Origin of the sequence: Bradyrhizobium elkanii WSM2783 (genome assembly GCF_000472865.1) — a bacterium.
Taxonomy (GTDB): domain Bacteria; phylum Pseudomonadota; class Alphaproteobacteria; order Rhizobiales; family Xanthobacteraceae; genus Bradyrhizobium; species Bradyrhizobium elkanii_A.
This window is the reverse complement of sequence record NZ_AXAP01000030.1, coordinates 55,819-79,363: the sequence shown is the minus strand read 5'-3', so window position 1 is coordinate 79,363 and position 23,545 is coordinate 55,819. Positions and strand designations below refer to the sequence as shown.

At 63.5% G+C, this 23,545-nt stretch carries 28 protein-coding genes; 17 read left to right on the top strand and 11 right to left on the bottom strand.

Features of this window, described 5'->3' with window-relative positions; all coding sequences use genetic code 11:
- Nucleotides 1–58 precede the first annotated feature (58 nt).
- The 5 genes from tatB to surE all read left to right on the top strand — a co-directional run bounded on the left by tatB (nucleotide 59) and on the right by surE (nucleotide 4,110).
- The gene (gene tatB / locus YY7_RS0124760; protein WP_028165597.1) at nucleotides 59–589 is read left to right on the top strand and encodes a Sec-independent protein translocase protein TatB; all 531 of its coding nucleotides are present in this window, start codon (nucleotides 59–61) and stop codon (nucleotides 587–589) included.
- Nucleotides 586–1,395, top strand: coding sequence for a twin-arginine translocase subunit TatC (tatC, locus tag YY7_RS0124755; RefSeq protein ID WP_028165596.1), 810 nt, complete (start codon nucleotides 586–588; stop codon nucleotides 1,393–1,395). Before tatB ends, tatC begins: the two co-directional genes overlap by 4 nt.
- Before the next feature lie 111 nt (nucleotides 1,396–1,506).
- Nucleotides 1,507–2,850, top strand: coding sequence for a serine--tRNA ligase (gene serS, locus YY7_RS0124750; RefSeq protein WP_028165595.1), 1,344 nt, complete (start codon nucleotides 1,507–1,509; stop codon nucleotides 2,848–2,850).
- 14 nt (nucleotides 2,851–2,864) lie between these two features.
- Entirely contained in the window at nucleotides 2,865–3,254 is a 390-nt protein-coding gene (locus YY7_RS0124745) for a hypothetical protein (protein WP_028165594.1), read from the top strand.
- 88 nt (nucleotides 3,255–3,342) lie between these two features.
- On the top strand, nucleotides 3,343–4,110 hold the full coding sequence (surE, locus tag YY7_RS0124740; protein ID WP_028165593.1) for a 5'/3'-nucleotidase SurE: 768 nt from the start codon (nucleotides 3,343–3,345) through the stop codon (nucleotides 4,108–4,110).
- 103 nt (nucleotides 4,111–4,213) lie between these two features.
- On the opposite strand, the gene YY7_RS0124735 is transcribed toward surE, so the two are convergent.
- A complete protein-coding gene (locus tag YY7_RS0124735; protein ID WP_028165592.1) occupies nucleotides 4,214–4,591 on the bottom strand; it encodes a response regulator in 378 nt (125 codons plus the stop codon).
- Between the two features lie 289 nt (nucleotides 4,592–4,880).
- On the opposite strand from YY7_RS0124735, the gene YY7_RS0124730 reads away from it, so the two are divergent.
- Nucleotides 4,881–5,531: a protein-L-isoaspartate(D-aspartate) O-methyltransferase gene (locus YY7_RS0124730; protein ID WP_028165591.1), complete on the top strand. Its 651-nt coding sequence runs from the start codon at nucleotides 4,881–4,883 to the stop codon at nucleotides 5,529–5,531.
- 110 nt (nucleotides 5,532–5,641) lie between these two features.
- Nucleotides 5,642–7,036, top strand: a complete 1,395-nt coding sequence (locus YY7_RS0124725; RefSeq protein WP_028165590.1) for a peptidoglycan DD-metalloendopeptidase family protein — start codon at nucleotides 5,642–5,644, stop codon at nucleotides 7,034–7,036.
- Nucleotides 7,037–7,175: 139 nt separating this feature from the next.
- Here the strand turns inward: YY7_RS0124725 and YY7_RS0124720 are convergent, their stop codons facing one another.
- Nucleotides 7,176–8,147: an ATP-binding protein gene (locus YY7_RS0124720; RefSeq protein WP_028165589.1), complete on the bottom strand. Its 972-nt coding sequence runs from the start codon at nucleotides 8,145–8,147 to the stop codon at nucleotides 7,176–7,178.
- Between the two features lie 183 nt (nucleotides 8,148–8,330).
- Here YY7_RS0124720 and yajC point away from each other — a divergent pair, with 183 nt between their 5' ends.
- Genes yajC through YY7_RS0124695 form a run of 5 tightly spaced genes read left to right on the top strand, consistent with a single transcriptional unit; the run spans nucleotide 8,331 to nucleotide 12,623 of the window.
- A complete protein-coding gene (yajC, locus tag YY7_RS0124715) occupies nucleotides 8,331–8,693 on the top strand; it encodes a preprotein translocase subunit YajC (RefSeq protein ID WP_028165588.1) in 363 nt (120 codons plus the stop codon).
- Nucleotides 8,694–8,731: 38 nt separating this feature from the next.
- Nucleotides 8,732–10,336 carry a protein translocase subunit SecD gene (secD, locus tag YY7_RS0124710; RefSeq protein ID WP_028165587.1) on the top strand — a complete coding sequence of 535 codons (1,605 nt, stop codon included), beginning with the start codon at nucleotides 8,732–8,734 and terminating at the stop codon, nucleotides 10,334–10,336.
- 10 nt (nucleotides 10,337–10,346) lie between these two features.
- On the top strand, nucleotides 10,347–11,372 hold the full coding sequence (secF, locus tag YY7_RS0124705) for a protein translocase subunit SecF (RefSeq protein WP_028165586.1): 1,026 nt from the start codon (nucleotides 10,347–10,349) through the stop codon (nucleotides 11,370–11,372).
- Nucleotides 11,373–11,376: 4 nt separating this feature from the next.
- A complete protein-coding gene (locus YY7_RS0124700; RefSeq protein WP_028165585.1) occupies nucleotides 11,377–11,760 on the top strand; it encodes an Mth938-like domain-containing protein in 384 nt (127 codons plus the stop codon).
- Nucleotides 11,757–12,623, top strand: coding sequence for a phytoene/squalene synthase family protein (locus YY7_RS0124695; protein WP_028165584.1), 867 nt, complete (start codon nucleotides 11,757–11,759; stop codon nucleotides 12,621–12,623). Before YY7_RS0124700 ends, YY7_RS0124695 begins: the two co-directional genes overlap by 4 nt.
- A gap of 9 nt (nucleotides 12,624–12,632) precedes the next feature.
- Here the strand turns inward: YY7_RS0124695 and YY7_RS0124690 are convergent, their stop codons facing one another.
- The 4 genes from YY7_RS0124690 to YY7_RS58400 form a co-directional block, all read right to left on the bottom strand.
- Nucleotides 12,633–12,908, bottom strand: a complete 276-nt coding sequence (locus YY7_RS0124690) for a DUF1488 family protein (RefSeq protein WP_028165583.1) — start codon at nucleotides 12,906–12,908, stop codon at nucleotides 12,633–12,635.
- Between the two features lie 75 nt (nucleotides 12,909–12,983).
- Complete coding sequence (locus tag YY7_RS0124685) at nucleotides 12,984–14,087, bottom strand: serine/threonine protein kinase (protein WP_028165582.1); 1,104 nt, start codon at nucleotides 14,085–14,087, stop codon at nucleotides 12,984–12,986.
- Between the two features lie 3 nt (nucleotides 14,088–14,090).
- Nucleotides 14,091–15,524, bottom strand: coding sequence for a methylenetetrahydrofolate--tRNA-(uracil(54)-C(5))-methyltransferase (FADH(2)-oxidizing) TrmFO (trmFO, locus tag YY7_RS0124680; protein WP_028165581.1), 1,434 nt, complete (start codon nucleotides 15,522–15,524; stop codon nucleotides 14,091–14,093).
- Nucleotides 15,525–15,650: 126 nt separating this feature from the next.
- Nucleotides 15,651–15,803, bottom strand: a complete 153-nt coding sequence (locus YY7_RS58400) for a DUF1127 domain-containing protein (protein ID WP_080663824.1) — start codon at nucleotides 15,801–15,803, stop codon at nucleotides 15,651–15,653.
- An 832-nt stretch (nucleotides 15,804–16,635) separates the two neighbouring features.
- Between YY7_RS58400 and YY7_RS0124670 the strand changes: the two genes are divergently transcribed.
- Nucleotides 16,636–16,899 (top strand): hypothetical protein, encoded by a 264-nt coding sequence (locus YY7_RS0124670; RefSeq protein WP_028165580.1) that lies wholly within the window; start codon nucleotides 16,636–16,638, stop codon nucleotides 16,897–16,899.
- A gap of 152 nt (nucleotides 16,900–17,051) precedes the next feature.
- On the opposite strand, the gene YY7_RS0124665 is transcribed toward YY7_RS0124670, so the two are convergent.
- From YY7_RS0124665 to YY7_RS61985, 3 genes are all read right to left on the bottom strand, one after another.
- Nucleotides 17,052–17,864 carry a lytic murein transglycosylase gene (locus tag YY7_RS0124665; protein ID WP_028165579.1) on the bottom strand — a complete coding sequence of 271 codons (813 nt, stop codon included), beginning with the start codon at nucleotides 17,862–17,864 and terminating at the stop codon, nucleotides 17,052–17,054.
- Between the two features lie 201 nt (nucleotides 17,865–18,065).
- Nucleotides 18,066–18,974, bottom strand: a complete 909-nt coding sequence (locus YY7_RS0124660) for a DUF2189 domain-containing protein (protein WP_028165578.1) — start codon at nucleotides 18,972–18,974, stop codon at nucleotides 18,066–18,068.
- 158 nt (nucleotides 18,975–19,132) lie between these two features.
- Nucleotides 19,133–19,294, bottom strand: coding sequence for a hypothetical protein (locus YY7_RS61985; RefSeq protein WP_196237318.1), 162 nt, complete (start codon nucleotides 19,292–19,294; stop codon nucleotides 19,133–19,135).
- Between YY7_RS61985 and YY7_RS0124655 the strand changes: the two genes are divergently transcribed.
- Together YY7_RS0124655 and YY7_RS0124650 are read left to right on the top strand one after the other, a co-directional pair.
- Entirely contained in the window at nucleotides 19,272–19,697 is a 426-nt protein-coding gene (locus tag YY7_RS0124655; RefSeq protein WP_028165577.1) for a DUF3597 domain-containing protein, read from the top strand. The genes YY7_RS61985 and YY7_RS0124655 overlap by 23 nt on opposite strands.
- Before the next feature lie 88 nt (nucleotides 19,698–19,785).
- Complete coding sequence (locus tag YY7_RS0124650; protein WP_028165576.1) at nucleotides 19,786–20,577, top strand: fumarylacetoacetate hydrolase family protein; 792 nt, start codon at nucleotides 19,786–19,788, stop codon at nucleotides 20,575–20,577.
- An 8-nt stretch (nucleotides 20,578–20,585) separates the two neighbouring features.
- On the opposite strand, the gene YY7_RS0124645 is transcribed toward YY7_RS0124650, so the two are convergent.
- Nucleotides 20,586–20,858: a GNAT family N-acetyltransferase gene (locus YY7_RS0124645; RefSeq protein ID WP_028165575.1), complete on the bottom strand. Its 273-nt coding sequence runs from the start codon at nucleotides 20,856–20,858 to the stop codon at nucleotides 20,586–20,588.
- Between the two features lie 17 nt (nucleotides 20,859–20,875).
- Entirely contained in the window at nucleotides 20,876–21,154 is a 279-nt protein-coding gene (locus YY7_RS0124640) for a GNAT family N-acetyltransferase (protein WP_028165574.1), read from the bottom strand.
- A 212-nt stretch (nucleotides 21,155–21,366) separates the two neighbouring features.
- Here YY7_RS0124640 and YY7_RS0124635 point away from each other — a divergent pair, with 212 nt between their 5' ends.
- Together YY7_RS0124635 and YY7_RS0124630 are read left to right on the top strand one after the other, a co-directional pair.
- Nucleotides 21,367–21,771: an SPW repeat protein gene (locus YY7_RS0124635; protein WP_028165573.1), complete on the top strand. Its 405-nt coding sequence runs from the start codon at nucleotides 21,367–21,369 to the stop codon at nucleotides 21,769–21,771.
- 133 nt (nucleotides 21,772–21,904) lie between these two features.
- Nucleotides 21,905–23,545 carry an acyl-CoA synthetase gene (locus YY7_RS0124630; protein ID WP_051396878.1) on the top strand — a complete coding sequence of 547 codons (1,641 nt, stop codon included), beginning with the start codon at nucleotides 21,905–21,907 and terminating at the stop codon, nucleotides 23,543–23,545.

The window sequence follows — 23,545 nt, the reverse complement described above, 5'->3', positions numbered from 1 at the left end:
GCGCCCCCAAATCCTGTTAGAAGGGCGGGGGGCCATTTGCGCGTGAGCGGAATCTTTCATGTTCGATATCGGGTGGAGTGAACTGCTCGTCATCGCGGTCGTCGCGCTGATCGCCATCGGCCCGAAAGAGCTCCCCGGCGTGCTGCGGATGGTGGGCCAGTGGATGGGCAAGGCGCGCCGGATGGCCGCCGAATTCCAGGGCCAGTTCCAGGAGGCCATGCGCGAGGCCGAGATGGCCGATCTCAAGAAGAGCTTCGACGAAGTCAAGGAAGCCGCCACGGGCTTTACCAGCAATAACGTCATGACGTCGCTGCAGAAGGACGTCAATGACGCCATGCAGATCGGCGACATCGAGAAGCCTCCGGAGGTCAAGCCTGCGGATGCGCCGGCCGCTCTGCCGCCGGCATCGGAAAGTGATACGCCGGTCATTCCAACGACGCCGGCAGCGCCCACGCCGGAGACCTTTGTCGAAGCCGAGGCGCACGCGGCGGCAAACGAGCCGCTCGCGATCGTCAAAGAAGCTGAGCCGGCAGCGCCGCAGGACACGCCTGAGGTGCCCGACATGCAAAAGAGCGCGAAAGCGTCATGAGCGCCGAAGACATCGAAGCCAGCAAGGCGCCGTTGATGGACCACTTGATCGAGCTGCGCTCGCGGCTGATCAAGGCGCTGCTCGGATTCGGCGTGGCGTTCCTCTTCTGCTTCTTCTTCGCCAAGCAGATCTACAACGTGTTGGTGTGGCCGTTCGTCTGGGTCGCGGGGCCGGATAATTCGAAATTCATCTACACCGCGCTGCTGGAATATTTCGTCACCCAACTCAAGCTTGCGCTGTTCGGCGCCGGCTTCATCTCATTCCCGATCGTCGCGACCCAGATCTACAAGTTCGTGGCGCCCGGCCTTTATCGGCACGAGCGCAACGCGTTCCTGCCGTATCTGATTGCAACTCCCGTGTTCTTCGTGGCTGGCGCAATGCTGGTCTATTTCGTGGTGCTCCCGATGCTGGTGCGGTTCTCGCTCGGCATGCAGCAGATGGGTGGCGCGGAGACAGCGCAGATCCAGCTCCTGCCGAAGGTCGGCGAGTATCTGTCGCTGATGATGTCGCTGATCTTCGCCTTCGGCATCGCGTTCCAGCTTCCGGTGATCCTGACGCTGCTCGGCCGTATCGGCATCGTGACGTCGAAGATGCTGCGCGAGAAGCGGCGCTATTTCATCGTCATCGCTTTCATCATTGCCGCGGTCCTGACCCCGCCGGACGTGCTGAGCCAGGCCTCGCTCGCGATCCCATTGCTGGCGCTCTATGAGGGCGCGATCATCGCCGTGCGCATGGTGGAAAAGAAGGCAGCCGCCTCCCAAGCCTCGACCGGCGGCACACCCAACGCCGCCAATCCGGCGGAGTAGGGCGTTATTCGTCATGCCCGGGCTTGTCCCGGGCATCCACGTCTTTTACAGACCGTGCAATCGAGGCGTGGATGGCTGGGACAAGCCCGGCCATGACGTAGGAATGTGGTCATGCACGACATCAAAGCGATCCGCGACAACCCCGAAGCTTTCGACGCCGCAATGAGCCGGCGCGGCTTTGCGCCCCTGTCGCCGTCGCTGCTGGCAATCGACGAGAGGCGCCGCGCGGCAATTCTGGCGTCCGAGCAGGCGCAGGCGCGGCGCAATGCGGCGTCCAAGGAGATTGGCGAAGCCAAGAAGGCGAAGGACGAGGCGCGCGCTGCCAAGCTGATGGCTGAAGTCGCCGACCTCAAGACCTCGCTGCCGGAGCTCGAGGCCGCCGCAAAAGTTGCCGATGAGGAGCTCAACACGCAACTCGCCGCGCTTCCGAACCTGCCGGCACAGGATGTGCCTGATGGCGTCGACGAGCACGGCAACGTGCAGCACCACGTATTCGGCGCACCGCGGCAGTACGGCTTCGCGCCGAAGCCGCATGACGATCTCGGCGGCGCTCTCGGCTACATGGATTTCGAGGCGGCCGCGAAATTGTCGGGCGCACGCTTCGTCGTGCTGAAGAAGGGATTGGCGCGGTTGGAGCGGGCGATCGGGCAATTCATGCTCGACCTGCACACCAATGAGCACGGCTACACCGAAATCAATCCGCCGCTGCTGGTGCGCAATGAGGTGATGTTCGGCACCGGGCAATTGCCGAAATTCGAAGACGATCAGTTCTGGGCGATCAAGGGCGAACTGCTGACGGCGGGTGAAGAGCGGCTGAAGAGCGAACGGCTCGGATTGATCCCGACCGCCGAAGTCTCGCTGACCAACTTGGTGCGCGAATCCATCGTCGACGAAAAAGAGCTGCCGATGCGGCTGACCGCGCTCACTCCGTGCTTCCGCGCCGAAGCGGGCGCTGCTGGCCGCGACACGCGCGGCATGATCCGCCAGCACCAGTTCACGAAGGTCGAGCTGGTCTCGATCACGACGCCGGAGACCAGCCGCGACGAACACGAGCGCATGCTGGCCTGCGCCGAGGAAGTGCTGCGTCAGCTCGATCTGCATTATCGCGTGATGACGCTGTGCGCCGGCGATATGGGCTTTTCCGCGCAGAAGACCTACGACATCGAAGTCTGGATGCCGGGACAATTTTCAGGTCAGGGCGATGGTGGCGCCTATCGTGAAATCTCGAGCTGTTCGGTCTGCGGCGATTTCCAGGCCCGGCGAATGGATGCGCGCTATCGCGCCGGCGATGGCAAGCCGCGCTTCGTGCATACGCTGAACGGCTCCGGCACCGCGGTCGGCCGGGCGCTGATCGCCGTGATGGAAAACTATCAGCAGCAGGACGGCTCGATTGCCGTTCCCGACGTGCTGCAGCCCTATATGGGCGGCTTGAAAGTGATCGAGCACGACAAGTGAAGTGAATCTGCAAGATGGCGCTGCATCGCGACATCTACTGGATCGGACGGCAATGGGCCGTCACCGGTTTCGGGATGCAGCTCATCGATCAAAGGCACGAGGGAAAGTTCGATATCGAGATCGCGAGGCTCTGGGACGAGGGGCTCGCGGGCGATCTGGGCGCGCAGAAATGGTTCGATCCGGTAGATTTCGGCAAAGGGCTTTGGGTCGCGCGGCAGCGCCACACGAAACCGCCGGCACCCGCTCAGGTCGACGTGGCGCCCGAGGCGCCGGTCGCCGGGAAAGCGGAGGTTGCAACGGCTGGTGCCGTTGAGCCGCCACCGCGGAAAACCACTGGATCTCAGCTTCGGATCGCCGGCAGCGCCAAATTCCTGCGTCCCTGGCGAGTCCGGATGAAGCAGTAACAACCCGCAAGTCACCGGGTTTGCCTCTGCGGCGTTTGCCGGTTAAGACCTTTGGCAAGACAGGCGATCGAACAGGGCATTTTGACGGATGCGAATTCTCTGCACCAATGATGACGGCATCCACGCGCCCGGGTTGAAGGTCGTCGAGCAGATCGCGCGCGCTTTGTCCGACGATGTCTGGGTCGTGGCGCCCGAGCTCGACCAGTCCGGCGTATCGCATTCGCTGTCGCTGAACGATCCCTTGCGGCTGCGCGAGATCGGCCCGCGGCACTTCGCCGTCAGGGGTACGCCGACGGACTGCGTGATCATGGGCGCACGCCATATCCTCGGGGCCAAACTGCCGGATCTCGTGCTGTCGGGCGTCAACAAGGGCCGCAACGTCGCCGAGGACGTGGTCTATTCCGGCACCATCGCCGGCGCGCTCGAGGGCACCATTCTGGGGCTGCCGTCGTTCGCGCTGTCGCAGGAATTCAGCATCGAGACCCGTGAAAAGCCGCTCTGGGACACCGCGCTGCAATTCGGCCCCGACATCGTGCGCAGGGTGATGGATGCCGGCATCCCCAAGAACACGGTGATCAATGTCAATTTTCCGGCCTGCGTGCCTGACGACGTCAAGGGGATCCGCGTCACCCGGCAGGGTAAGCGCAATCTCGGTTTCCTGAAGATCGACGAGCGCCGCGACGGCCGCGGCAATCCATATTTCTGGATCGGCTTTGAGCGCACGGCGATGATGGATACGCCCGCGGAAGGCACCGATCTCGCGGCGCTCAGGGCGCACTACGTGTCGGTGACACCGCTGCGGCTTGACCGCACCGATGAAGCGTTTTCGGAAACGCTGACATCGACGTTGAAATAGGGTTCGTAGGCCGGATGAAGCGAAGCGCAATCCGGGGCCTGCGTATCCATGCGCGAGGGATCCCCGGATTACGCTTCGCTTCATCCGGGCTGCGGATTCGATGCTAAACCGGCGCGCTCTTCAGCGTGCTGTCGATCAGTTGGGCGAGCGTTTCAAGCTGGAATGGCTTCTGCAGCGCGGGCCGATCGCGGTATTCCTCCGGCAGGCCTGACGAGCCATAGCCGGTCGCGAAAATGAAGGGTCGGTTACGCGCGTTGATCAATTCCGCGACGGGCGTGATCACCTTGCCATTGACATTGACGTCGAGGATCGCGAGGTCGAACTCAGTCGATTGCGCGAGCTTGACCGCTTCTGAAATTTCCCCGGCCTCGGCCGCAACGCTGTGACCCAGCTCTTCCAGCATGTCGGCGACCATCATCCGGATCATGACCTCGTCCTCGACGAGAAACACAGAACAGCCCTCAGGCCGTGCGGTAGTCATGTCGGAATCCTTGCCTGTCCCTGCGCTACGTTCGCAAATATCTCCCGCAGGCGCAACGTAAACGTTCGCACTCATGCTCGCCTCACAGAGCCTCGATCATGCGTCGTTGCCGATCATATGGGTAATAAAAATACTTGCTCGCCAACGCCGCGCCATGGCTATGGTTCCGGGGAGGGAACGCGATCGTGAGGGAAATTTTCCTCAACGCGGGATTTCGAGTTGGTGTGGCATTAATCGGTTAGGATCGTGCTCGGCAACCATGCCGCGCAGCAAGCTTACGAGACCCGCTATGGCCAGCACATCTGAGCCGCCCGAGAAAATGATGTTTCAGCTCGCGCTGCGGCGGCGCGGCATCAGCGACCAGTCGGTGCTTCGTGCGATGGAGGAGGTGCCGCGTGAGCGGTTTGTCGCGGCCAATGACCGCGACCATGCTTACCGCGACAGCGCGCTCGGCATTGCCTGCGGGCAGACCATCAGCCAGCCCTTCGTGGTCGCCTACATGACCGAACAGCTCCAACTCAACCGGGAGCACCGGGTGCTCGAGATCGGCACCGGCTCCGGCTACCATGCCGCGGTCCTCTCGCGGCTGTGCAAGCATGTGCTGACCATCGAGCGCTATCGGACATTGGCCGATACGGCCCGCCAGCGGCTGGAGAAGCTCGGCTACTACAATATCGAGGTCATGCTTGGCGACGGCTTCGACGTGCCTGCCGGGGGTGGCGATTTCGACCGCATCATCGTCACCGCCGCGATGGAGCAAATTCCGGAGAAGCTTTTGCAGCGGCTCGAGGTCGGCGGCATCCTGATCGCGCCGGTCGGTCCACACCATGGTACCCAGACCTTGGTGCGGGTGACCAGGACCGAGACCGGCTTCGAGCGCAAGGAACTGGTCGATGTGCGCTTCGTGCCGGCCCTGCCGGGGGTGGCGCGGGAACTGTAGAGGCTGGGGATTGCTGCCTCGCGCCAATACCTTATTCCGAAGGTTAAGCGGTTATTTACTCGGTACGTGTTTACTCAAAACAGTATTTTGTTGCGTACGAGTGAGTAACCATGTCCGCTCTTGTCGAGTTGCTTCGCTCGCGCCGCGTCCCGCAGGTGACGGTGCTGGCGCTGATGTCGGTCGGTTTTGCCGGGTGCAGCGGCGACATGTCGACGCGCTTCTCGCAAAACTCCTATTCCAGCAATCCTTTCGCCTTCGAGCCCCAGGCGACCGGCTCTGTGCCGCAGCAGCCGGTCGAGCGGCGTGAGTTGCCGCAATATGCGCGGCCGCAATCGCCCTATTCGCAGTCCCAGCCCTATCAGTCCCAGCCGCTGCCGCCGCCGGTTGCTGCGCCGCAATCCTATCCGGTCTCGAACTCCGGCGTATCAGGGGGCGGGCGGGGCGTGGCATCCTATGCGCCGCCACAACAACCGCCGCGCCTTGAGGCGCCCCAGCAGCAGCGTCTCGAGACGACTGCCGCCGTGCCGCAGTCGGTGGCGCGCGCGCCCGCAGGCCATGGCGGCACTACGATCATCGTCGGCACCAGCGATACGCTGGAAGTGCTGTCGAAGCGCTACAACGTCTCGACAGCCGAGATCCTGCGCGCCAACGGCTACAAAGGGCCGCGCGCGCTGTCGCCCGGCCAGCAGCTTGTCATCCCGCGTCCGGCTGCCGTTGCGGCGGCGCCGGCACCTGCCGTGGCGCCGCCGGCAAGCAAGCCGGTCGCGGTCGCAGCCACGGTCGGAGGCGTCCATTACGTCAACAAGGGCGACACGCTGCACAGCATCGCGCGCCAGCATCACGTCTCGCCGGCCGAGCTTGCCAAGGCCAACCATCTCGACCAGTCGGCCAGGCTCAGCCCAGGCATGAAGCTGACCGTCCCGGGCGCCAAGACCGCTGCGGCCGCGCCCACGGCGCCGGCAGTTGCGCCGGCTCCCGCTGCCGCGCCAGCCGCTCCGGCACCGAAGGTGGTTGCGACCGCCCAGCCGCAAAGCGCCCGGCTGGTCCAGCCCGCGGCGAATGTCGAAGCGCCTGCTCCGGCCGCGGAACCGGTGGCGGTCAAGCCGAGCGAGACCACGAGCTCGTTGCCGACCTTCCGCTGGCCGGCCCGCGGCAAGGTGATCACCGGCTACGGTGCCAAGACCAACGGCAAATCCAATGACGGCATCAACCTCGCGGTGCCCGAGGGCACGCCGGTGAAGGCCGCCGAGGATGGCGTGGTCGCCTATTCCGGCAACGAATTGAAGGGCTATGGCAACCTGGTCCTGGTGCGGCACTCGAACGGCTACGTCACCGCTTATGCCCATGCCAGTGAGCTGCTGGTGAAGCGCGGTGATACGATCAAGCGCGGCCAGGTGATTGCCAAGTCGGGCCAGTCGGGAGAGGTGAGCTCGCCGCAGCTTCACTTCGAGATCCGCAAGGGATCATCGCCGGTCGATCCGCTGCAATTCCTCAACGGGGCGTGAGGCCGTCTTCGTCATTGCCGGGCTTGACCCGGCAATCATCTTTGAACAAAGCGCTTTTGTGAAGATCGATGGATACGCGGGTCAAGCCCGCGTATGACGATCAAAATCGTGGCCTGCTCTGCGCGCCATGCTGGGCGCCTTACTTGCCCGCTAGCCTCACGCCAAGCCGGCCGGCCAATTCCTGCGTGAACTGCCAGGCGACGCGGCCGGAGCGGGAGCCGCGGGTGGTCGACCATTCCAGCGCCTCGCGCTCCAATTCCTCGCCATCGACCTTGATGCCGAAATGGTCGCAATAGCCTCTGACCATGGCGAGGTATTCATCCTGGCTGCAGCGGTGGAAGCCGAGCCACAGGCCGAAGCGGTCGGACAATGAGACCTTCTCTTCGACCGCTTCGCCGGGATTGATCGCAGTGGAGCGCTCGTTCTCGATCATCTCGCGCGCGAGCAAATGCCTGCGGTTGGACGTGGCATAGAGGATGACATTCTCGGGACGTCCCTCGATGCCACCTTCCAGCACCGCCTTCAGCGACTTGTACGAGGCGTCGTTGCCGTCGAAGGAGAGGTCGTCGCAGAACACGATGAAGCGGAAATCGGAGGCGCGCAGCACTTCCATCAACATCGGCAGGCTCTCGATATCCTCGCGATGGATCTCGATCAGCTTCAACCGGTCCGCAGGCTTGCGGTCGAGATTGATGCTGGCATGTGCGGCCTTCACAAGCGAGGATTTCCCCATACCGCGCGCGCCCCAGAGCAGCGCGTTGTTGGCGGGCAGCCCGTTGGCGAAGCGCTCGGTATTTTCGATCAGGATGTCGCGCATCCGGTCGATCCCCTTGAGCAGGAATATCTCGACGCGGCTGACGCGGGCGACGTTCGAGAGCCGTCCGTCCGGATGCCAGACGAAAGCATCGGCCGCGCCAAGCTGCTCGCTTGCGTCGGAGTCCGGGGCGGCGGCGGAGAGGTGGCGCGCGATCGCTTCCAGGGCGTTCGCGATCCGCTCCGCGGTGTCGCCGTTGGGCGCGCCTGCCGGACCTTTTGTCGCGGTTTTGCGGGGGCCTTTGGAGGCCAGTTTGGGCATGGCGCGAGGCGCTGATTTTTTGGCTTTTTTCGACATTTGCGCAGTTCCTGACGGGGCAGCCTTTAACGGGCCTTGGCGGTTGCCGCAAGCGGCCTAAATGAGGGGCTGTTAACGTTGCAATTGGGCCGGCCGCCGCTATAGTCCGCGCGAATTTGCCCGGACCGGGCTTGACGCGCCAGGCGTCGCCGGTCCTTCTCCCGTCTCACGAGGATTGTCCGAATGCTGATTACTCCTGCGTTTGCCCAGGCCGGAGCCGGCGGCGATGCCAACAGCATGTTGATGTCGCTTCTGCCGTTCGCCCTGATCTTCGTGATCATGTACTTCCTGATTCTGCGCCCGCAGCAGAAGAAGGTGAAAGACCATGCCGAGCTCGTCAAAAACATTCGCCGCGGCGACACCATCGTGACCTCGGGTGGCCTCGTCGGCAAGGTGACCAAGGTGGTCGACGACGACCAGATCGAGTTCGAAATCTCCGATGGCGTCCGCGTGCGGCAGATGCGGCAGATGATCTCGGGCGTGCGCACCAAGGGCGAGCCGGCGAAGGAAAAAGCCGAGGCCAAGGACGAGACATCCGCGAAGTGATCGTCGCGCCGCAATTTTCGATCTGACAGGTCAAGGCGATGTTGTATTTCACGCGGTGGAAGGCGCTGGGGATCATCCTCACGGCGCTCGTGGTGTGCCTTTGCGCCGTGCCGAACTTTTTCCCGGAATCGCAGGTCAAGACCTGGCCGGGGTGGGCGCAGCGGCGTCTGGTGCTCGGCCTCGACCTGCAGGGCGGCTCCTATCTGCTGCTCGAGGTCGATTCCAACTATGTGAAGAAAGAGAAGCTCGACCAGATCCGCGACGACGCGCGGCGCGTGCTGCGCGACGCCAAGATCGGCTACACCGGTCTTAACGCGCGCAACGATGCCGTGGAGGTACGGATCAGCCGCGATACCGACCTGCCGACCGCGCTCTCCAAGTTGCGTGAGCTCTCGCAGCCACTCGGCGGCTTGCTTGGTTCCAGCGGCCAGCGCAGCCTCGAAGTGTCCGATGCCGGCGGCGGGCTGATCCGCCTGACCGTGCCGCAGGCTGCCATCACCGAGCGCATCCGCCAGACGATCGAGCAGTCGATCCAGATCGTCGAACGCCGCGTCAACCAGCTCGGTACCGTCGAGCCCGTGATCCAGCGCCAGGGCACCGACCGCATCCTGGTGCAGGTGCCGGGTCTGCAGGACCCGACACGTCTGAAGGAACTGCTCGGCAAGACCGCGAAGATGGAATTCCGGATGGTCGACACCTCGGTGCCGCCCGACCAGGCCCAGCAGGGCAGGGTTCCGCCTGATTCCGAACTGCTGATGAGCGCGTCGACGCCGAAGATCCCGTACGTCGTCAAGAAACAGGTGCTGGTCTCCGGCGGCGACCTGACTGACGCGCAGCCGGGATTCGACCAGCGCACCGGCGAGCCGATCGTCAGTTTCCGCTTCAATACCTCGGGCGCGCGGAAATTCGCCCAAGCCACGACCGAGAATGTCGGCCAGCCCTTTGCCATCATCCTCGACAATGAGGTGATCTCCGCGCCTGTGATCCGCGAGCCGATCACGGGCGGCCAGGGCCAGATCTCCGGCAGCTTCACGGTCCAGTCCGCCAACGATCTCGCGATCCTCTTGCGCGCCGGCGCGCTGCCGGCACCGCTGACCGTGATCGAGGAGCGCACGGTCGGTCCGGGGCTCGGCCAGGATTCGATCGAGAAGGGCGAACTGGCGGCTTATGTCGGCTCGATCCTGGTCATCGTGTTCATGCTGATCACCTATCGGCTGTTCGGCGTGTTCGCCAACATCGCCGTTGCCGTCAACGTCGCGATGATCTTTGGCCTGTTGTCGCTTTTGAACGCCACGCTGACGCTGCCCGGCATCGCCGGCATCGTGCTCACGGTCGGCATCGCCGTCGACTCCAACGTGCTGATCTATGAGCGTATCCGCGAGGAGCTGCGGGGCGGGCGCAACGCGATCTCGGCGATCGATGCCGGCTTCAAGCGCGCGCTCGCGACTATCCTCGACTCCAACATCACCACGTTCATCGCCGCTGCAGTGCTGTTCTACATCGGTACCGGCCCGGTGCGCGGCTTTGCCGTCACGCTCGGGATCGGCATCATTACCACGGTCTTCACCGCGTTTACGCTCACGCGGCTGATCGTGGCGTGGTGGGTGTGGTGGAAGCGGCCGCAAAAGACCGTGCCGATCTGAGAGGCCTGTTGTGACTCATTTTGTTCTCATTGGCCTTGGCATCCTGATCGCCGTGCTGACCGTCGTCGCGGCGCTCGGCATCCTGCCGCCGCTGCGCATCGTCCCGGACAACACGCATTTCGATTTCACGCGCTTCCGCCGCATCAGCTTCCCGATCTCGGCGGTGCTCTCGATCATCGCGATCACGCTGTTCTTCACCCACGGCCTGAATTTCGGCATCGACTTCCGGGGCGGCACGCTGCTGGAAGTGCAGGCCAAATCCGGCAATGCCGACATCGCGGCGATGCGCGCCACGCTTAGCACCTTGAACCTCGGTGAGGTCCAGTTGCAGCAGTTCGGCGGCCCGGCCAACGTCTTGATCCGCGTCGCGGAGCAGCCCGGCGGCGACAGCGCGCAGCAGGAGGCCGTGCAGAAGGTCCGCGGCGCGCTCGGCGATTCCGTCGAATATCGCCGCGTCGAGGTGGTGGGCCCGCGCGTGTCCGGCGAGCTCCTGGCTTACGGCATGCTTGGATTGATGGTCGCCATCATCGGCATCCTGATCTATCTCTGGTTCCGCTTCGAATGGCAGTTCGCGCTCGGCGCCATGATCGCCAACGTCCACGATATCGTGCTGACGATCGGCTTCATGTCGGTCTCGCAGGTCGATTTCGACCTCACCAGCATCGCGGCACTGCTCACGATTCTCGGCTACTCCCTCAACGATACGGTCGTGATCTACGACCGTATCCGCGAGATGCTGCGGCGTTACAAGAAAATGCCGATGCCGCAGCTCCTCAACGAATCGATCAACTCGACGCTGTCGCGCTCGATCATCACCCACGTCACCGTGACGCTCGCGTTGCTGGCGCTGCTGCTGTTTGGTGGCAACGCCATCCACAGCTTCACCGCGGTGATGATGTTCGGCGTGGTGCTGGTCGGCACCTACACCTCGATCTTCATCGCGGCGCCGATCCTGATCTATCTCGGCGTGGGCACCGTACGCGGGGACGCGCCGGAGACGCCGGCCAAGAAGCCGGAAGCAGCGGTCAAGAAGTAGCTCCATGGCTCAATCCTCGGACGCTCCACATCTTCCGAGGTCGGCGCCGATCGAGGCATACGGCAAGGGCGGCTTCGCCTTTGCCGACATGTCGCATCGCGGTTCGCTGCTCTGCCTGCCCGATGGCATCTGGGCCTGGCCGGTGACGACGCCGCAGCAGATCGACCGATACTCGCTCGAACGTGTGTTCGCGAAGGCCAACATCATCGACACGCTGATCGTCGGCACCGGCACCGAAGTATGGATAGCGCCCAAGGCGCTGCGGGATGCCTTGCGCGCGGTGCATGTGGTGTTGGATACGATGCAGACGGGGCCTGCGATCCGCACCTACAACATCATGTTGGGCGAGCGTCGGCGGGTGGCGGCGGCGCTGATTGCGGTGCCATGACCGAGTCCGGGTCCGGCCGCACGGACGCCGCGGCATTCTGCGCCGACCTGGTGCGCACGCATGATTTCGCGCGCTATGCCTCCACACTGTTCGTGCCGGCGCGCGAACGCCGCGCGCTGCTCGCGATCTACGCCTTCAACGCCGAAATTTCCCGCGTTCATGAGCTGGTCAGCCAACCCTTGCCGGGCGAGATACGCCTGCAATGGTGGACCGACATGCTCGCAGGCAGCGGCCATGGCAGCGTTGAAGGCAACCCGGTGGCTGCGGAACTGCTGCTCGCGATCAGGAATTTCCGGCTGCCCGTTGAGCCGCTGTCGCGGCTGGTCGAGGAGCACCAGTTCGATCTCTACAACGATCCGATGCCGTCGATGGCGGCGCTCGAGGGCTATCTCAACGAGACCGCCTCGGCGCTGTTCTCGCTCGCTGCGCGCGTGATGGCACAACCCTCCGAGGAGATCGACCACCTCGCACAGCATGCCGGGCTCGCGCAAGGTATCGCGCAAGTGATCGCCGCATTGCCGCGCGATGCTTCGCGGCGGCAATTGTTCCTGCCGCTGCAGTTCCTTGAGCAGCACGGCGGCGGAATCGAAGACGTGTTCTCCGGCAAGCAGACGCCCCAACTGCGCGCGGCGATCGACCAGCTCATCGGTGAGGCGAGCAGTCATCTGAAGACCGCGTTCTCGCTGCTGCCGACGGTCCCGCCGGCGACGCGGCCGATCTTCCTGCCATTGGCGCTGGCCGAGCGCGATCTCGCGCGGATATCGCGGGCCGGCAGCAATCCTTTCGCCCCGCAGGTCACGTCACGGCTGCGGGTGCTGTGGACGGTATGGCGGGCCTCGCGGCGACGGGAGTTCGGCGGCTAACACTGCGCGCTACTTGCCGATGTGCTTGGTGAAGATCCTGATCGTGCGGCCTTTCACGACCGGGCCGGCATCGAACAAGCCGGACGCGATCTTCTCGATCTCGTCGCGCAGCGACACAAACTGCCCCTGCCGCGCGATGCTCGGCGTGCCGCGCGTCCCCGCAAGCTCGTCCATCGCGGCGTCGCTGATCTGACACTCCACGGCTTCGCCGTCGTTCAACATCGTGAACGTGAATGCGAGCCGATCGGAATCATGTCCGCCAATCTTGCCACGCGTCAGCGGCATTGAAGCACTCTCCTTGGGATCGATTCCAAAGGTGCTTCGCAACGATGGCATTGTCGAGGTGGCGATGCCGAACGGTTACCGCGTCAGCCGATCCATTTCCGCGACTTCGAAATTGAATCGGTCGCGAAGATTCTTGCGCTGCTCAAGGATGTCCTTGAGGAAGGCGCGGTCGGTCTCGTTCTGCATCATCGGCTCGATCAGGTCGATCTGGTTCATTGCCACGAGCTGCAATATCTCGGTGCGCGGCTTGCCCGCGGCATCGCGCGGCAGCGCATGGACGACCTGGATATGCTCGGGCGGCTTGACGCCCTTGGCTGAGGCAAGCGTGTTGCGCAGCTTCTTCTCCAGCGCGGCCTCGTCAGCTTCCACAAAGGCATAGAGCCCGACGCCGACGCGGCGGTCGGCGAAAGCGACGATCGCGGTGTCGCGCACTTCAGGGTTCTTCCGGATCAGACCAATCAGGACCGGCGCGTCATTGACCAGCCGCCGGCCGCCGCCTTCGCGATCGGTGAAATTGAAGAGTCCGCGGGTGATCGCCTGGTAGACCTTCTTGCCGGTCTTGAGCCAGACGCTGGCGACGACGGACTTGCGTGCGAGGATCTTGCGTTCCTTCGGGGTCAGCGCCTCCGGCGCATAGCTGCGCTTGTGCTTCAGCAGGTGCCGCAAGTCCTCATATGCCGCGATGCGGAACAGACGGCTGCGGCGCTTGAAGCAGGCGGCGAGCTGGAAATCGGTGAGATAGGCGCGGCCGTTGCGGCCGACCAGCCAGTTCTGCTCCTTGGCGAGATCGTTGTGGCAGATGCCGGCGCGATGCAGTCTGCGCAGCGCATCCTTGGCGGAGCGGAAATAGGCGACATCGCCATGTGGCTTGGCCAAGTGCAGCGCCACGCCGTCGATGAACCCGCGTACCAGCGCGCGTTGTCCCGCCCACAGCAGTTTCGGTCCGACGTCGAGGTCGCGCGCCAGCGACAGCGCGCGCCGCTCGCGCGAAAACAGGTGCAGCGCCAGTGGAAACGACCAGAACGGCACCAGGTCGAGTCGGCGCAGCACCGCATCGGTTTCGCCGGTCTCGATGCGGAAACGGCCGCGCTCGACGGTCGAGAACACGTCGCGCTTGAGCAGGACTCCTTCGCGCCATCGCGCCGACAGGGTGGCGGCGTCGTGTTTCGGCAAGCTCATGGCTCAAGCCGCCGCCGCGACGTGCAAATGCTCCGATATCCAGCGGTCGAGATCGGCAAGCGCGCGGGCGGACATCGCCTGCTTCTTCGCGACCGTCTTCTCGTTGCCGCGGAGCCGCGTGCCGTCGGGTTTCTTCGTTGGCGGGCTGGCCAGCGGCGGGAACAGGCCGAAATTGATGTTCATCGGCTGGAACGAGCGCGGACCCGTGTCGATGGTCTCGATATGGCCGCCGGTGATGTGGCCGAGCAGCGCGCCCAGCGCCGTGGTCGAAGGCGGCGGCGCCAGCGAATGGCCGCGAGCGTCCGCTGCGGCATAGAGGCCGGTGAGCAGGCCGATGCTGGCGGACTCCACATAACCTTCGCAGCCGGTCATCTGGCCGGCGAAGCGCAATCGCGGCTCGGCGCGCAGCCGTAGTTGTGAATCCAGAAGCTTGGGCGAGTTCAGGAAGGTGTTGCGGTGCAATCCGCCGAGCCTGGCGAATTCGGCATGCTCGAGACCCGGAATGGTGCGGAACACGCGCTGCTGGGCGCCGTGCTTCAGCTTGGTCTGGAAGCCGACCATGTTGTAGAGCGTGCCGAGCTTGTTGTCCTGGCGAAGCTGTACGATCGCGTAAGGCTTTGTTGTGGGATCGTGAGGATTGGTGAGGCCAACCGGCTTCATCGGACCGTGCCGCAGCGTCTCGCGCCCGCGCTCGGCCATCACCTCGACCGGCAGGCAGCCGTCGAAATAGGGGGTGTTGGTCTCCCAGTCCTTGAAGTCCACCTTCTCGCCGGCCAGCAGCGCGTCGACGAACGCGTCATACTGCTCCTTCGTCATCGGGCAGTTGATGTAGTCGGCGCCGGTTCCGCCTGGGCCGACCTTGTCGTAGCGCGACTGGAACCACGCCACGTTCATGTCGATGGAGTCCTTGTGCACGATCGGCGCAATGGCATCGAAGAAGGCGAGCGCGCTTTCGTCGGTGAGCTCGCGGATGGCGCCCGCCAGCGGCGCCGAGGTGAGGGGGCCTGTCGCAACGATCACATTGCGCCATTCGGCGGGCGGTAGGCCCGCGATCTCCTCGCGGCGAATCTCGATCAGGGGATGGTCGTTGAGGGCCTTGGTGACCGCCGTGGAGAACCCCTCGCGATCGACCGCCAGCGCCCCGCCGGCGGGCACCTGGTTGGTATCGGCGGCGCGCATGATCAGCGAGCCGAGCCGGCGCATCTCGGCATGCAGCAGGCCGACCGCGTTGTTGGCGGCGTCATCGGAGCGGAAGGAATTGGAGCAGACGAGCTCGGCAAGGCCATCGGTGCGATGAGCCTCGGTCATCTGTTGCGGGCGCATCTCGTGCAGCACCACGCGCCCGCCGGCGCTCGCCACCTGCCAAGCGGCTTCGGAACCGGCAAGGCCGGCGCCGATGATGTGGACAGGATCTGGAAAAGGTTTGGTCGCGGTCATCGCGCAGGGTTAGCGCGTTTTTTCCGCGAGCGCATCTGAAACCGGGCAGAGAAACTGGGGAGAGAATACGAGAACGCCCGCGTAAAGTAGCGGGCGTTATCCGTTCACTGATGGGCTGACGAACGATCAGCCGTTGTAGTGCCCAGAGGCGACGCGCGGGATATCGGAGCGATCGAGGCCGATGTCCGCCAGCTCGCGATCGCTAAGCTGCGACAGCTCGGCAACATTACGCTGATAATCCCGGAAAGCCCGGATCATGCGGATGAGCGAGAGTAACATGGTAGTCTCCTAGAAATTACGATTCAGCGTTTCGGCACGCGTCATCGTTGATGAAGTGAACATAAGTTGAGTTGATGCGGTGCGGTAGCGCTTATGTTGCGATGCAGCTAAGTGAAAAATGCATGACAAAGTAAGGGTCGATTAACCCTTCATGGGGCTGCCCGAGAAGGCGCGGGCGCCCCCGGTGTGAGGCCTGTCGGAGATCAGAAAAGGCGCGTAAAATCACTGGCTTGTTACAAGAATAGCGTCTCTGTCGCCCCTAAAGCATGTCGTGGCTATCAGTGCCGAAATCAAACGTTGAAACCCGATTGGTGTCATGCAGAGGCCAACTCACAAGGGCTCGCTTCTCATGCGTGATTCGCATGCGCCGCTTAGAAATGAAATGAAAATCATTTCTTCTGGCGCAGATTTAGAAGAACATTCCTTCACCATCTAGGAGTTGGCGTCGGACCGCGCGCCCGAAGCCAGGCGCAGGATCATCGTCTGGCAGACCGTCCACCCCTCAGCGTAGTCACCCAAGGATGTTCGCAACCCGAAGGGCTCGTCGCCGACGCTGAACCCGCAGTTCCCGGTCCGCGGGAATTCGGTTCGTGAGGAGAGGAGACGGCACGTTGCACCGGGCTAGCGGCAACGATCGCTTACGCGGCGTTTCCTTACCGGGCTGTAATGAAAAATCGATGCAACGCATGCGTGCTTTGCTCGCAGCGTCGATCACATCTCTATCGCGCGGAATTCATTCTGAACTTTTCGATGATGAGCGAACAATCGCTGTCACGGATTCCGGCAATGACGTCGGCTTCCGTTCAAAGAAGACGGAAATGGGGAAAATACTATGCGCAACAAACTGATTGCAGCGACTGCGATGGCTGCCATTGCTTACGCGGCCATTCCTGCCCACGCCGCCAAGGTGAGCGCCGGCTGCAGCGGCGACAATCTCACCAAGACTGAATCTATGGTCGAGAACATGGCGGACGGTCCAGGCAAAATCGTGGCGCAAAAGGAGATTGCCCAAGCCCAGGACGCTCTGCTCGGTGGCAAGATGGGCGTGTGCGCGGCGCATTTGAACAAGGCCATGCACGCCGGCGAGGCGAAGTAGGAGGCAAGGCTTCTCGAAGGTGCCGATCGTCCTGCGGCGATCGGCTCCTTAAAGACAGAGGGGCGTAAGATTTCTTTTTGACGCGTTTCCTTGACGCGAACCGGCGTCCACCCTCGGATCAAGTCCGAGGGCATGCTTCGCTCGCAAACGCTTTAGGGCGCTCGGGTAAGCTGGGTGGCAAAATAGGCGACGGTCCGGGCGTAAACCTCGCTCTTGTTCCATTGCTGGATTACCGCGAAGTTCGGATTGCCTGGCTCCCAATTCTTGCCGCGTTGCCAGCCATGGTTGGCGAAGAAATTCGCGGTCGAGGCCAGCACATCGGGCGCGCTGTGCAGGAGATCGCGGCGGCCATTGCCGTCGAAATCGACTGCGAATTTGATGTAGTTCGACGGCATGAACTGGGTCTGGCCGATCTCGCCGGCCCATGCGCCGCGCAGTTCCTGCGCAGGGACATCGCCGCGCTCGATGATGCGGAGCGCATCCAGAAGCTCGGCCCTGAACATATCGGAGCGGCGGCAATCATAGGCGAGCGTCGCCAGCGCCCGCATCGTCGGGAATTTGCCGATGTTGACGCCGAAATCGGTCTCCAGTCCCCAGATCGCCACCAGCACTTCGCCTGGCACGCCATACGCCTCCTCGATGCGGGACAGCACCGAGCCGTACTGCTTCATCATGTTGGCGCCACGGGTGAGGCGGGGCGGCACCATGCGTCCCGAGAATTCCTCGAAAGTCTGACTGAACACCTTCTGCGACTGGTCGCGCGTGAGGACGTTCTTGTCGAGGGTGACGCCGTTCAGGCCGACCTGGATCGCGGACTGCGAAATCCCCTTCGACGCCGCCTCCTTCTTGAAATCGTCCAGCCACGTATCGAACGAGCCGCTGCCGCAGGTCGCGGCGAACGAAGGCGTGCTGAGGGTCAGGAGCAGGGCTCCCAGCGCAGTCCGGAGGGAAAAGCGAAAGCTCATGAAATCATTCACTCCATGTCGACGCACCATCGACACTAATCTCGAAACGCTACCAAAATGTTTGCGGCAACAGCGGCCAAAACAAGGCTTGTCGGCGTTGCGCGAGCAAGTCAATCCCATGCCGAGGCGATGACATATTCCTGCGCATCTCCGATCTGGTGCTCGCGCACCAGGCCGGAGATGAGCGGATTTGCCGAAGATTTACGCGCTGTTTTTCCGCCGCCATGGGAACAGGTTGGCGGGGAAGTCGGCGGCAGGCTTGCGCTCGCGCGGGCGCGGCGGGAGCGGTCGCACATTGGGATCGGGAACGATCACCTGCCGGTAGAGATGCCAGGTGGCATGGCCGAGCAGGGGAATGACAACGGCGAGGCCGAGGAAGAAAGGCAGCGTTCCCAGCACTAGCAATGCCGCAACGATCAGGCCCCAGGCGGCCATTGGTAGCGGATTGCGCGCGACCGCGCGCAGCGAGGTGATCATGGCTTCACCGGTCGTGGCGTGACGGTCGAGCATCATCGGGAACGACACCACGCTGATGCAAAGCGCGAGCAGGGCGAAGAGAAAGCCGACGCCGCAGCCGACCAGGATCAACCACCAGCCTTGCGTTGTCGTCAGCACCTGCGTGAAGAAGTCCGGAATCCCCGCAGCCGTCGCATAACCGAATGCCGAGACGTAGATGGCCTGCGCCGTGGCGATCCAGGTCACGAACAGTGCGAACAGCAGCGTGCCTAATCCAAGCATGGCGCCGAATGACGGCGAGCGGACGATCTCGATCGCGTCCCATGCAGAAGGTTCTTCGCCATTTTCGCGACGGCGGCTGAGTTCATAGAGACCGATCGCCGCGAACGGGCCGAGCATGGCGAAGCCCGCGGCCAACGGGAACAATAGCGGCAGCACGGAATAGCCGTGCACGACGCGGGCAAGCACCAGGCCCAGCACCGGATAGACCACGCACAAGATGACGGCGTGGCTTGGCACGGCCTTGAAATCCTCCCAGCCGAGCTGCAGGGCGCGATGCAGGTCGCCAAGACCGATGGTGCGAATCTCGGGCGCAGCCGCGACTTCCTGTCCGTTCTGCGTCAATGATGTGACATTGTCGTGATAGGTGGCCATAGTCGTTGTCTCCCTGCGCGGCCGCATTTCTGTGCCCGCCAGCGAGGGCACGACGTGCCGTCTCCTAAGCGATCACGAACAGGCCAGACGCGAAGACACCCAACCGGCCATGTCGCGAACTGAGATGTCACGGTACTCCCAAACCGGGACAGACGCGCTCACGCTTCGGTGAATGTCGCATTGGCAACCTTGGCTGGGCCGGGTAAAATCATTTTGCGACGCGGGCGGGTGCTGGCGGTCGAAAAGAGCCCCGAGAGAACCACCTGACACCACATCTCAAGTTTTTTGGAGTGAACGATGAGCATTTTCGGAAAAATCATGAGCTCGATCTTCGGCAGCAGCACAGCGACCGCAGCGCCGGCTGGCGGTGCGCCTGCGGGGAGCGCGCCTGCGGGGAGCGCGCCCGCGGGGAGCGCGCCCGCGGCCGGCACCTCGCCGACTGCTACGGCTGCAGCGCCTGCGCAGAGCGTCGACGTCGCTCCGATTTTGGATGCGGCTGTCGCCGCAAAGAAGGAGAAGCTCGAGTGGCGCACATCGATCGTCGACCTGATGAAGGCGCTCGACATCGATTCGAGCCTGTCGGCGCGCAAGGAGCTTGCCAAGGAACTCGGCTACACCGGCGACACCAATGATTCCGCGAGCATGAACATCTGGCTGCACAAGCAGGTGATGACCAAGCTCGCCGCCAATGGCGGCAAGCTGCCGCCGGAAATCAAGCACTAACGCGACGCTCGTACTTAGGATTCGAAGGCCCGCGATCGTCGCGGGTCTTTTTTTGACCCCAGATAACAACAACGAAGGAGAAACGCCCATGACTACGATCGATCGCAGGACCATGCTGGCAACCGGCGCGCTCGCGCTGGCGGGAACGGCTGCGCAGGCTACGTCCGCTGAGGCGCAGGCTGGGCCGAAGGCGATGTTTCCGGTGGCGGCGACGACGATCCCGATTGTCGGCGAGACCGAGGTATTCCAGGTCCGCCGCATCTATTGCATCGGCCGCAACTATGCCGCGCATGCGATCGAGCGCGGCTCCGATCCGACGCGCGAGCCGCCGTTCTTCTTCCAGAAGCCGACCGATGCGATCCAGAACGTTGCGATCGGGACAGTTGCCGATCATCCCTATCCGTCGCTGACGAAAAACTATCATCACGAGGTCGAACTCGTCGCCGCGCTGAAATCCGGCGGCACCAACATTCCCGCCGACAAGGCGCTGGATCACGTCTACGGCTATGCGCTCGGTCTCGACATGACCCGCCGCGACCTGCAGAACGGCATGGCCGCTGAGAAGAAGCCTTGGGAGATCGGCAAGAGCTTTGACCATGCCGCCGTGATCGGTCCGATCCATCCGGCTTCCAAGACCGGACATTTCACCCAGGGCGCGATCTCGCTCGCGGTCAACGGCACCGTCAGGCAGAACTCGGACCTGCGGAACATGATCTGGAGCGTCGCCGAGCAGATCGCAAAACTGTCGGAAGCCTTCGAGCTGAAGGCTGGCGACATCATCTATTCCGGCACGCCGGAAAATGTCGGCCCGGTGGTCAAGGGCGACGTGCTGCTGTGCAAGCTCGAGGGCCTGCCGGACATGTCAATCCGGATCGTGTAGCAGGCCGCTCACGCCACGAGATCCCGATATTCGGGGTGCTTGCTGAGATAGTCGACGACAAAGCCGCAGCCGGCGATCACCTTGTGGCCGTCGGCGCGGATCAATTCCAGCGCGCCCTTGACGAGTTCGGAGGCGATGCCGCGGCCGCGCAGCGCACGCGGCGTCTCGGTGTGGGTGATGATGATGGCCGACGGCGTCGCGCGGTAGTTTGCGAAGGCGACGCCGCCTTCGACGTCGAGTTCGAAGCGGCTTTGTGCGCTGTTATTGCGGACCGATGTCATGTCTGATGTCTACGCTTTCAGTGTTTCAGCAGATCCTGGTAATCCGCGTGTTTCTCGATGAAGGCCTTCACGAACGGGCATTGCGCGATCACCTTCAAGCCCTCGGCGCGCACCTGGTCCAGCGCGCCGCGGACCAGCTTTGAGCCGATACCCTTGCCGCCGAGCTCCGGCGGCACTTCGGTGTGAACGAAGGTGATCACACCGTCCGCTTTCTCGTAGTAGGTCGCGGCAATATGTCCGTCGACCGCGAGCTCGTAGCGCTTGCGCCCGGGGTTGTTGACTACGGCTTCGTTCACACGTCCATCCATTATCTCATTCCCGTTGTTTGCATCGCGGCATCGCCCCGTGGTTGTCCCGCGAAATGGCAATCGCCCGCCTTGCAAGCCGATCATAACCGGCCTAGGTTTTTTTCAAGACATACGCCCCGAAGCGGCCAGATGGTCGTTTGGTCCTGCAATGTCATAATCGCTGGCTGCTGACGTATGCCTCTTTTCCAGGGAGGTCTACCATGTCGGATAAGCGTTTCTTTAGCACCCATAGACCTTGGGAGGACTGGTTCGGCATGCTGCTTGGCGTGCTGATCGTGGTCTCGCCATGGTTTCCGATGCAGGCCGGCCGCGACGTCGTCGATGCCGACCGCAGCATCATGATCCTCAACACCTTCGTGATTGGCATGCTGGTGTTCGGCCTAGCCCAGCTCGAATATGTCGCCCTGCAGCGCTGGGAGGAGGTGGCAGCCATCGTGCTCGGCTGCTGGCTGATCGCTTCGCCGTTCCTGTTCGGCTATTCCGGCGACACCCTGCTGCAGGTGTGGCACGGCATCCTCGGCGCGCTGGTGGTTCTGCTGGGTGCGCTGCAGCTTTGGCAGGACTGGGGCAGGAGCGACCAGGAACTCGCCGACCATCCGCAGTGAGCGCCCTCGTCGCGGAGCGGTGGCTGGGCAGCCGGAGGCGCCGGGTCCGCCCTTGCCGAACCCCGTGCGGAGGCGATAAACCGCATAGGGGTGGCGAGAAGCCCCGCGTGATGAAATTCCCGATGGGACGGAAATGAGCGGAGAGACGGGTAGCGCGGCCACGCCGCGCGGCGGCCAGTTGCGGATGTCGCGCCGGGTCATGAACCTGGCGCATATCGTGACCCAGAATGCGCGCCGGCACGGCGATCGCGCAGGGTTCATTTGGCAGGACCGAAGCTGGACGTGGCGCGAGATCGATGGCCTCGTCTCGGCACTTGCCGCTGCGCTGGCGGCGCGGGGCGTCGGCAAGGGCGACCGCATCCTGGTCCACTCCAAGAACTGCGACGAGATGTTCTGGTCGATGTTCGCCGCCTTCCGCCTCGGCGCGGTCTGGGTCCCGACCAATTTCCGCCTGATGCCCGACGAGGTCGCCTATCTCGCCGCAGCCTCCGGCGCCAAGGCTTTCCTCTGCCACGGCGACTTTCCCGAGCACGCCGCGGCCGTCGCCAATCCGGCGCTGCAATTCACCTGGCGGATCGGCGAGGAGGGGAGCTTTGGCGAGCGGACCGTCACTGACGCGATCGCGGCGCATGCCGGCGCGAAGGTCGATAATGTCGCGGTCGAGCATGACGATCCCTGCTGGTTCTTCTTCACCTCCGGCACCACCGGCCGCTCCAAGGCCGCCGTGCTGACCCACGGCCAGATGGCCTTCGTGGTGACCAATCATCTCGCCGACCTGACGCCCGGCGTGAGCGAGCGGGATGCCTCGATCGTGGTCGCGCCGCTGTCGCATGGCGCCGGCATCCACCAGCTTATGCAGGCCGCGCGCGGCGTGCCGACCATCCTGCTGCCATCGGAGAAATTCGATATCGCCGAGACGTTCCGGCTGATCGAGCAGCATCGCGTCAGCAATCTCTTCACCGTGCCGACGATCCTGAAGATGATGGTCGAGCATCCCGCCGTCGACCAGTTCGACCATTCCTCGCTGCGCTACGTGATCTATGCGGGGGCGCCGATGTACCGCGAGGACCAGAAGCTGGCGATGCGAAAGCTCGGCGCCGTGCTGGTGCAGTATTTCGGCCTTGGCGAGGTCACCGGCAACATCACCGTGCTGCCGCCGGCGCTGCACGATCCCGAGGACGGCCCGCATGCGCGGATCGGCACCTGCGGCTTCGAGCGCGTCGGCATGCAGGTCTCGATCCAGGACGACCAGGGACGCGAATTGAAGCCGTTCGAGACCGGGGAGATCTGCGTGATCGGCCCGGCAGTGTTCGCGGGCTACTACGACAACCCCGAAGCCAATGCGAAGGCGTTTCGTGACGGCTGGTTTCGCACCGGCGATCTCGGCCACATGGACGAAGAGGGCTTCGTCTACATCACCGGCCGCGCGTCCGACATGTACATCTCCGGCGGCTCCAACATCTATCCGCGTGAGATCGAGGAGAAGATCCTGACGCATCCTGCTGTCGGCGAGGTCGCGGTGCTCGGCGTGCCCGATCCCTTCTGGGGCGAGGTCGGGGTTGCCGTCTGCGTCGCGCGCGAGGGCGCCAGCGCGGTCGGCGAGGCGGAGCTTGCCGCGTATCTTGCGCCGAAGGTGCCGCGCTACAAGATGCCTAAGCGCTTCTTCTTCTGGGAAGCACTGCCGAAGTCGGGTTACGGCAAGATACCCAAGCGCCTGATCCGCGATGAGCTGGAAGCGCGCGGGCTGCTCGACATCTCCACCAAGCAGACCTGA

What these genes read in the sequence shown, in the direction of transcription:
- tatB (WP_028165597.1), top strand. Translation starts at nt 59, where the DNA reads ATGTTCGATATCGGGTGGAGTGAACTGCTCGTCATCGCGGTCGTCGCG.
- tatC (WP_028165596.1), top strand. Translation starts at nt 586, where the DNA reads ATGAGCGCCGAAGACATCGAAGCCAGCAAGGCGCCGTTGATGGACCAC.
- serS (WP_028165595.1), top strand. Translation starts at nt 1,507, where the DNA reads ATGCACGACATCAAAGCGATCCGCGACAACCCCGAAGCTTTCGACGCC.
- YY7_RS0124745 (WP_028165594.1), top strand. Translation starts at nt 2,865, where the DNA reads ATGGCGCTGCATCGCGACATCTACTGGATCGGACGGCAATGGGCCGTC.
- surE (WP_028165593.1), top strand. Translation starts at nt 3,343, where the DNA reads ATGCGAATTCTCTGCACCAATGATGACGGCATCCACGCGCCCGGGTTG.
- YY7_RS0124735 (WP_028165592.1), bottom strand. Translation starts at nt 4,591, where the DNA reads ATGACTACCGCACGGCCTGAGGGCTGTTCTGTGTTTCTCGTCGAGGAC.
- YY7_RS0124730 (WP_028165591.1), top strand. Translation starts at nt 4,881, where the DNA reads ATGGCCAGCACATCTGAGCCGCCCGAGAAAATGATGTTTCAGCTCGCG.
- YY7_RS0124725 (WP_028165590.1), top strand. Translation starts at nt 5,642, where the DNA reads ATGTCCGCTCTTGTCGAGTTGCTTCGCTCGCGCCGCGTCCCGCAGGTG.
- YY7_RS0124720 (WP_028165589.1), bottom strand. Translation starts at nt 8,147, where the DNA reads ATGTCGAAAAAAGCCAAAAAATCAGCGCCTCGCGCCATGCCCAAACTG.
- yajC (WP_028165588.1), top strand. Translation starts at nt 8,331, where the DNA reads ATGCTGATTACTCCTGCGTTTGCCCAGGCCGGAGCCGGCGGCGATGCC.
- secD (WP_028165587.1), top strand. Translation starts at nt 8,732, where the DNA reads ATGTTGTATTTCACGCGGTGGAAGGCGCTGGGGATCATCCTCACGGCG.
- YY7_RS0124700 (WP_028165585.1), top strand. Translation starts at nt 11,377, where the DNA reads ATGGCTCAATCCTCGGACGCTCCACATCTTCCGAGGTCGGCGCCGATC.
- YY7_RS0124695 (WP_028165584.1), top strand. Translation starts at nt 11,757, where the DNA reads ATGACCGAGTCCGGGTCCGGCCGCACGGACGCCGCGGCATTCTGCGCC.
- YY7_RS0124690 (WP_028165583.1), bottom strand. Translation starts at nt 12,908, where the DNA reads ATGCCGCTGACGCGTGGCAAGATTGGCGGACATGATTCCGATCGGCTC.
- YY7_RS0124685 (WP_028165582.1), bottom strand. Translation starts at nt 14,087, where the DNA reads ATGAGCTTGCCGAAACACGACGCCGCCACCCTGTCGGCGCGATGGCGC.
- trmFO (WP_028165581.1), bottom strand. Translation starts at nt 15,524, where the DNA reads ATGACCGCGACCAAACCTTTTCCAGATCCTGTCCACATCATCGGCGCC.
- YY7_RS58400 (WP_080663824.1), bottom strand. Translation starts at nt 15,803, where the DNA reads ATGTTACTCTCGCTCATCCGCATGATCCGGGCTTTCCGGGATTATCAG.
- YY7_RS0124670 (WP_028165580.1), top strand. Translation starts at nt 16,636, where the DNA reads ATGCGCAACAAACTGATTGCAGCGACTGCGATGGCTGCCATTGCTTAC.
- YY7_RS0124665 (WP_028165579.1), bottom strand. Translation starts at nt 17,864, where the DNA reads ATGAGCTTTCGCTTTTCCCTCCGGACTGCGCTGGGAGCCCTGCTCCTG.
- YY7_RS0124660 (WP_028165578.1), bottom strand. Translation starts at nt 18,974, where the DNA reads ATGGCCACCTATCACGACAATGTCACATCATTGACGCAGAACGGACAG.
- YY7_RS0124655 (WP_028165577.1), top strand. Translation starts at nt 19,272, where the DNA reads ATGAGCATTTTCGGAAAAATCATGAGCTCGATCTTCGGCAGCAGCACA.
- YY7_RS61985 (WP_196237318.1), bottom strand. Translation starts at nt 19,294, where the DNA reads ATGATTTTTCCGAAAATGCTCATCGTTCACTCCAAAAAACTTGAGATG.
- YY7_RS0124650 (WP_028165576.1), top strand. Translation starts at nt 19,786, where the DNA reads ATGACTACGATCGATCGCAGGACCATGCTGGCAACCGGCGCGCTCGCG.
- YY7_RS0124645 (WP_028165575.1), bottom strand. Translation starts at nt 20,858, where the DNA reads ATGACATCGGTCCGCAATAACAGCGCACAAAGCCGCTTCGAACTCGAC.
- YY7_RS0124635 (WP_028165573.1), top strand. Translation starts at nt 21,367, where the DNA reads ATGTCGGATAAGCGTTTCTTTAGCACCCATAGACCTTGGGAGGACTGG.
- YY7_RS0124630 (WP_051396878.1), top strand. Translation starts at nt 21,905, where the DNA reads ATGAGCGGAGAGACGGGTAGCGCGGCCACGCCGCGCGGCGGCCAGTTG.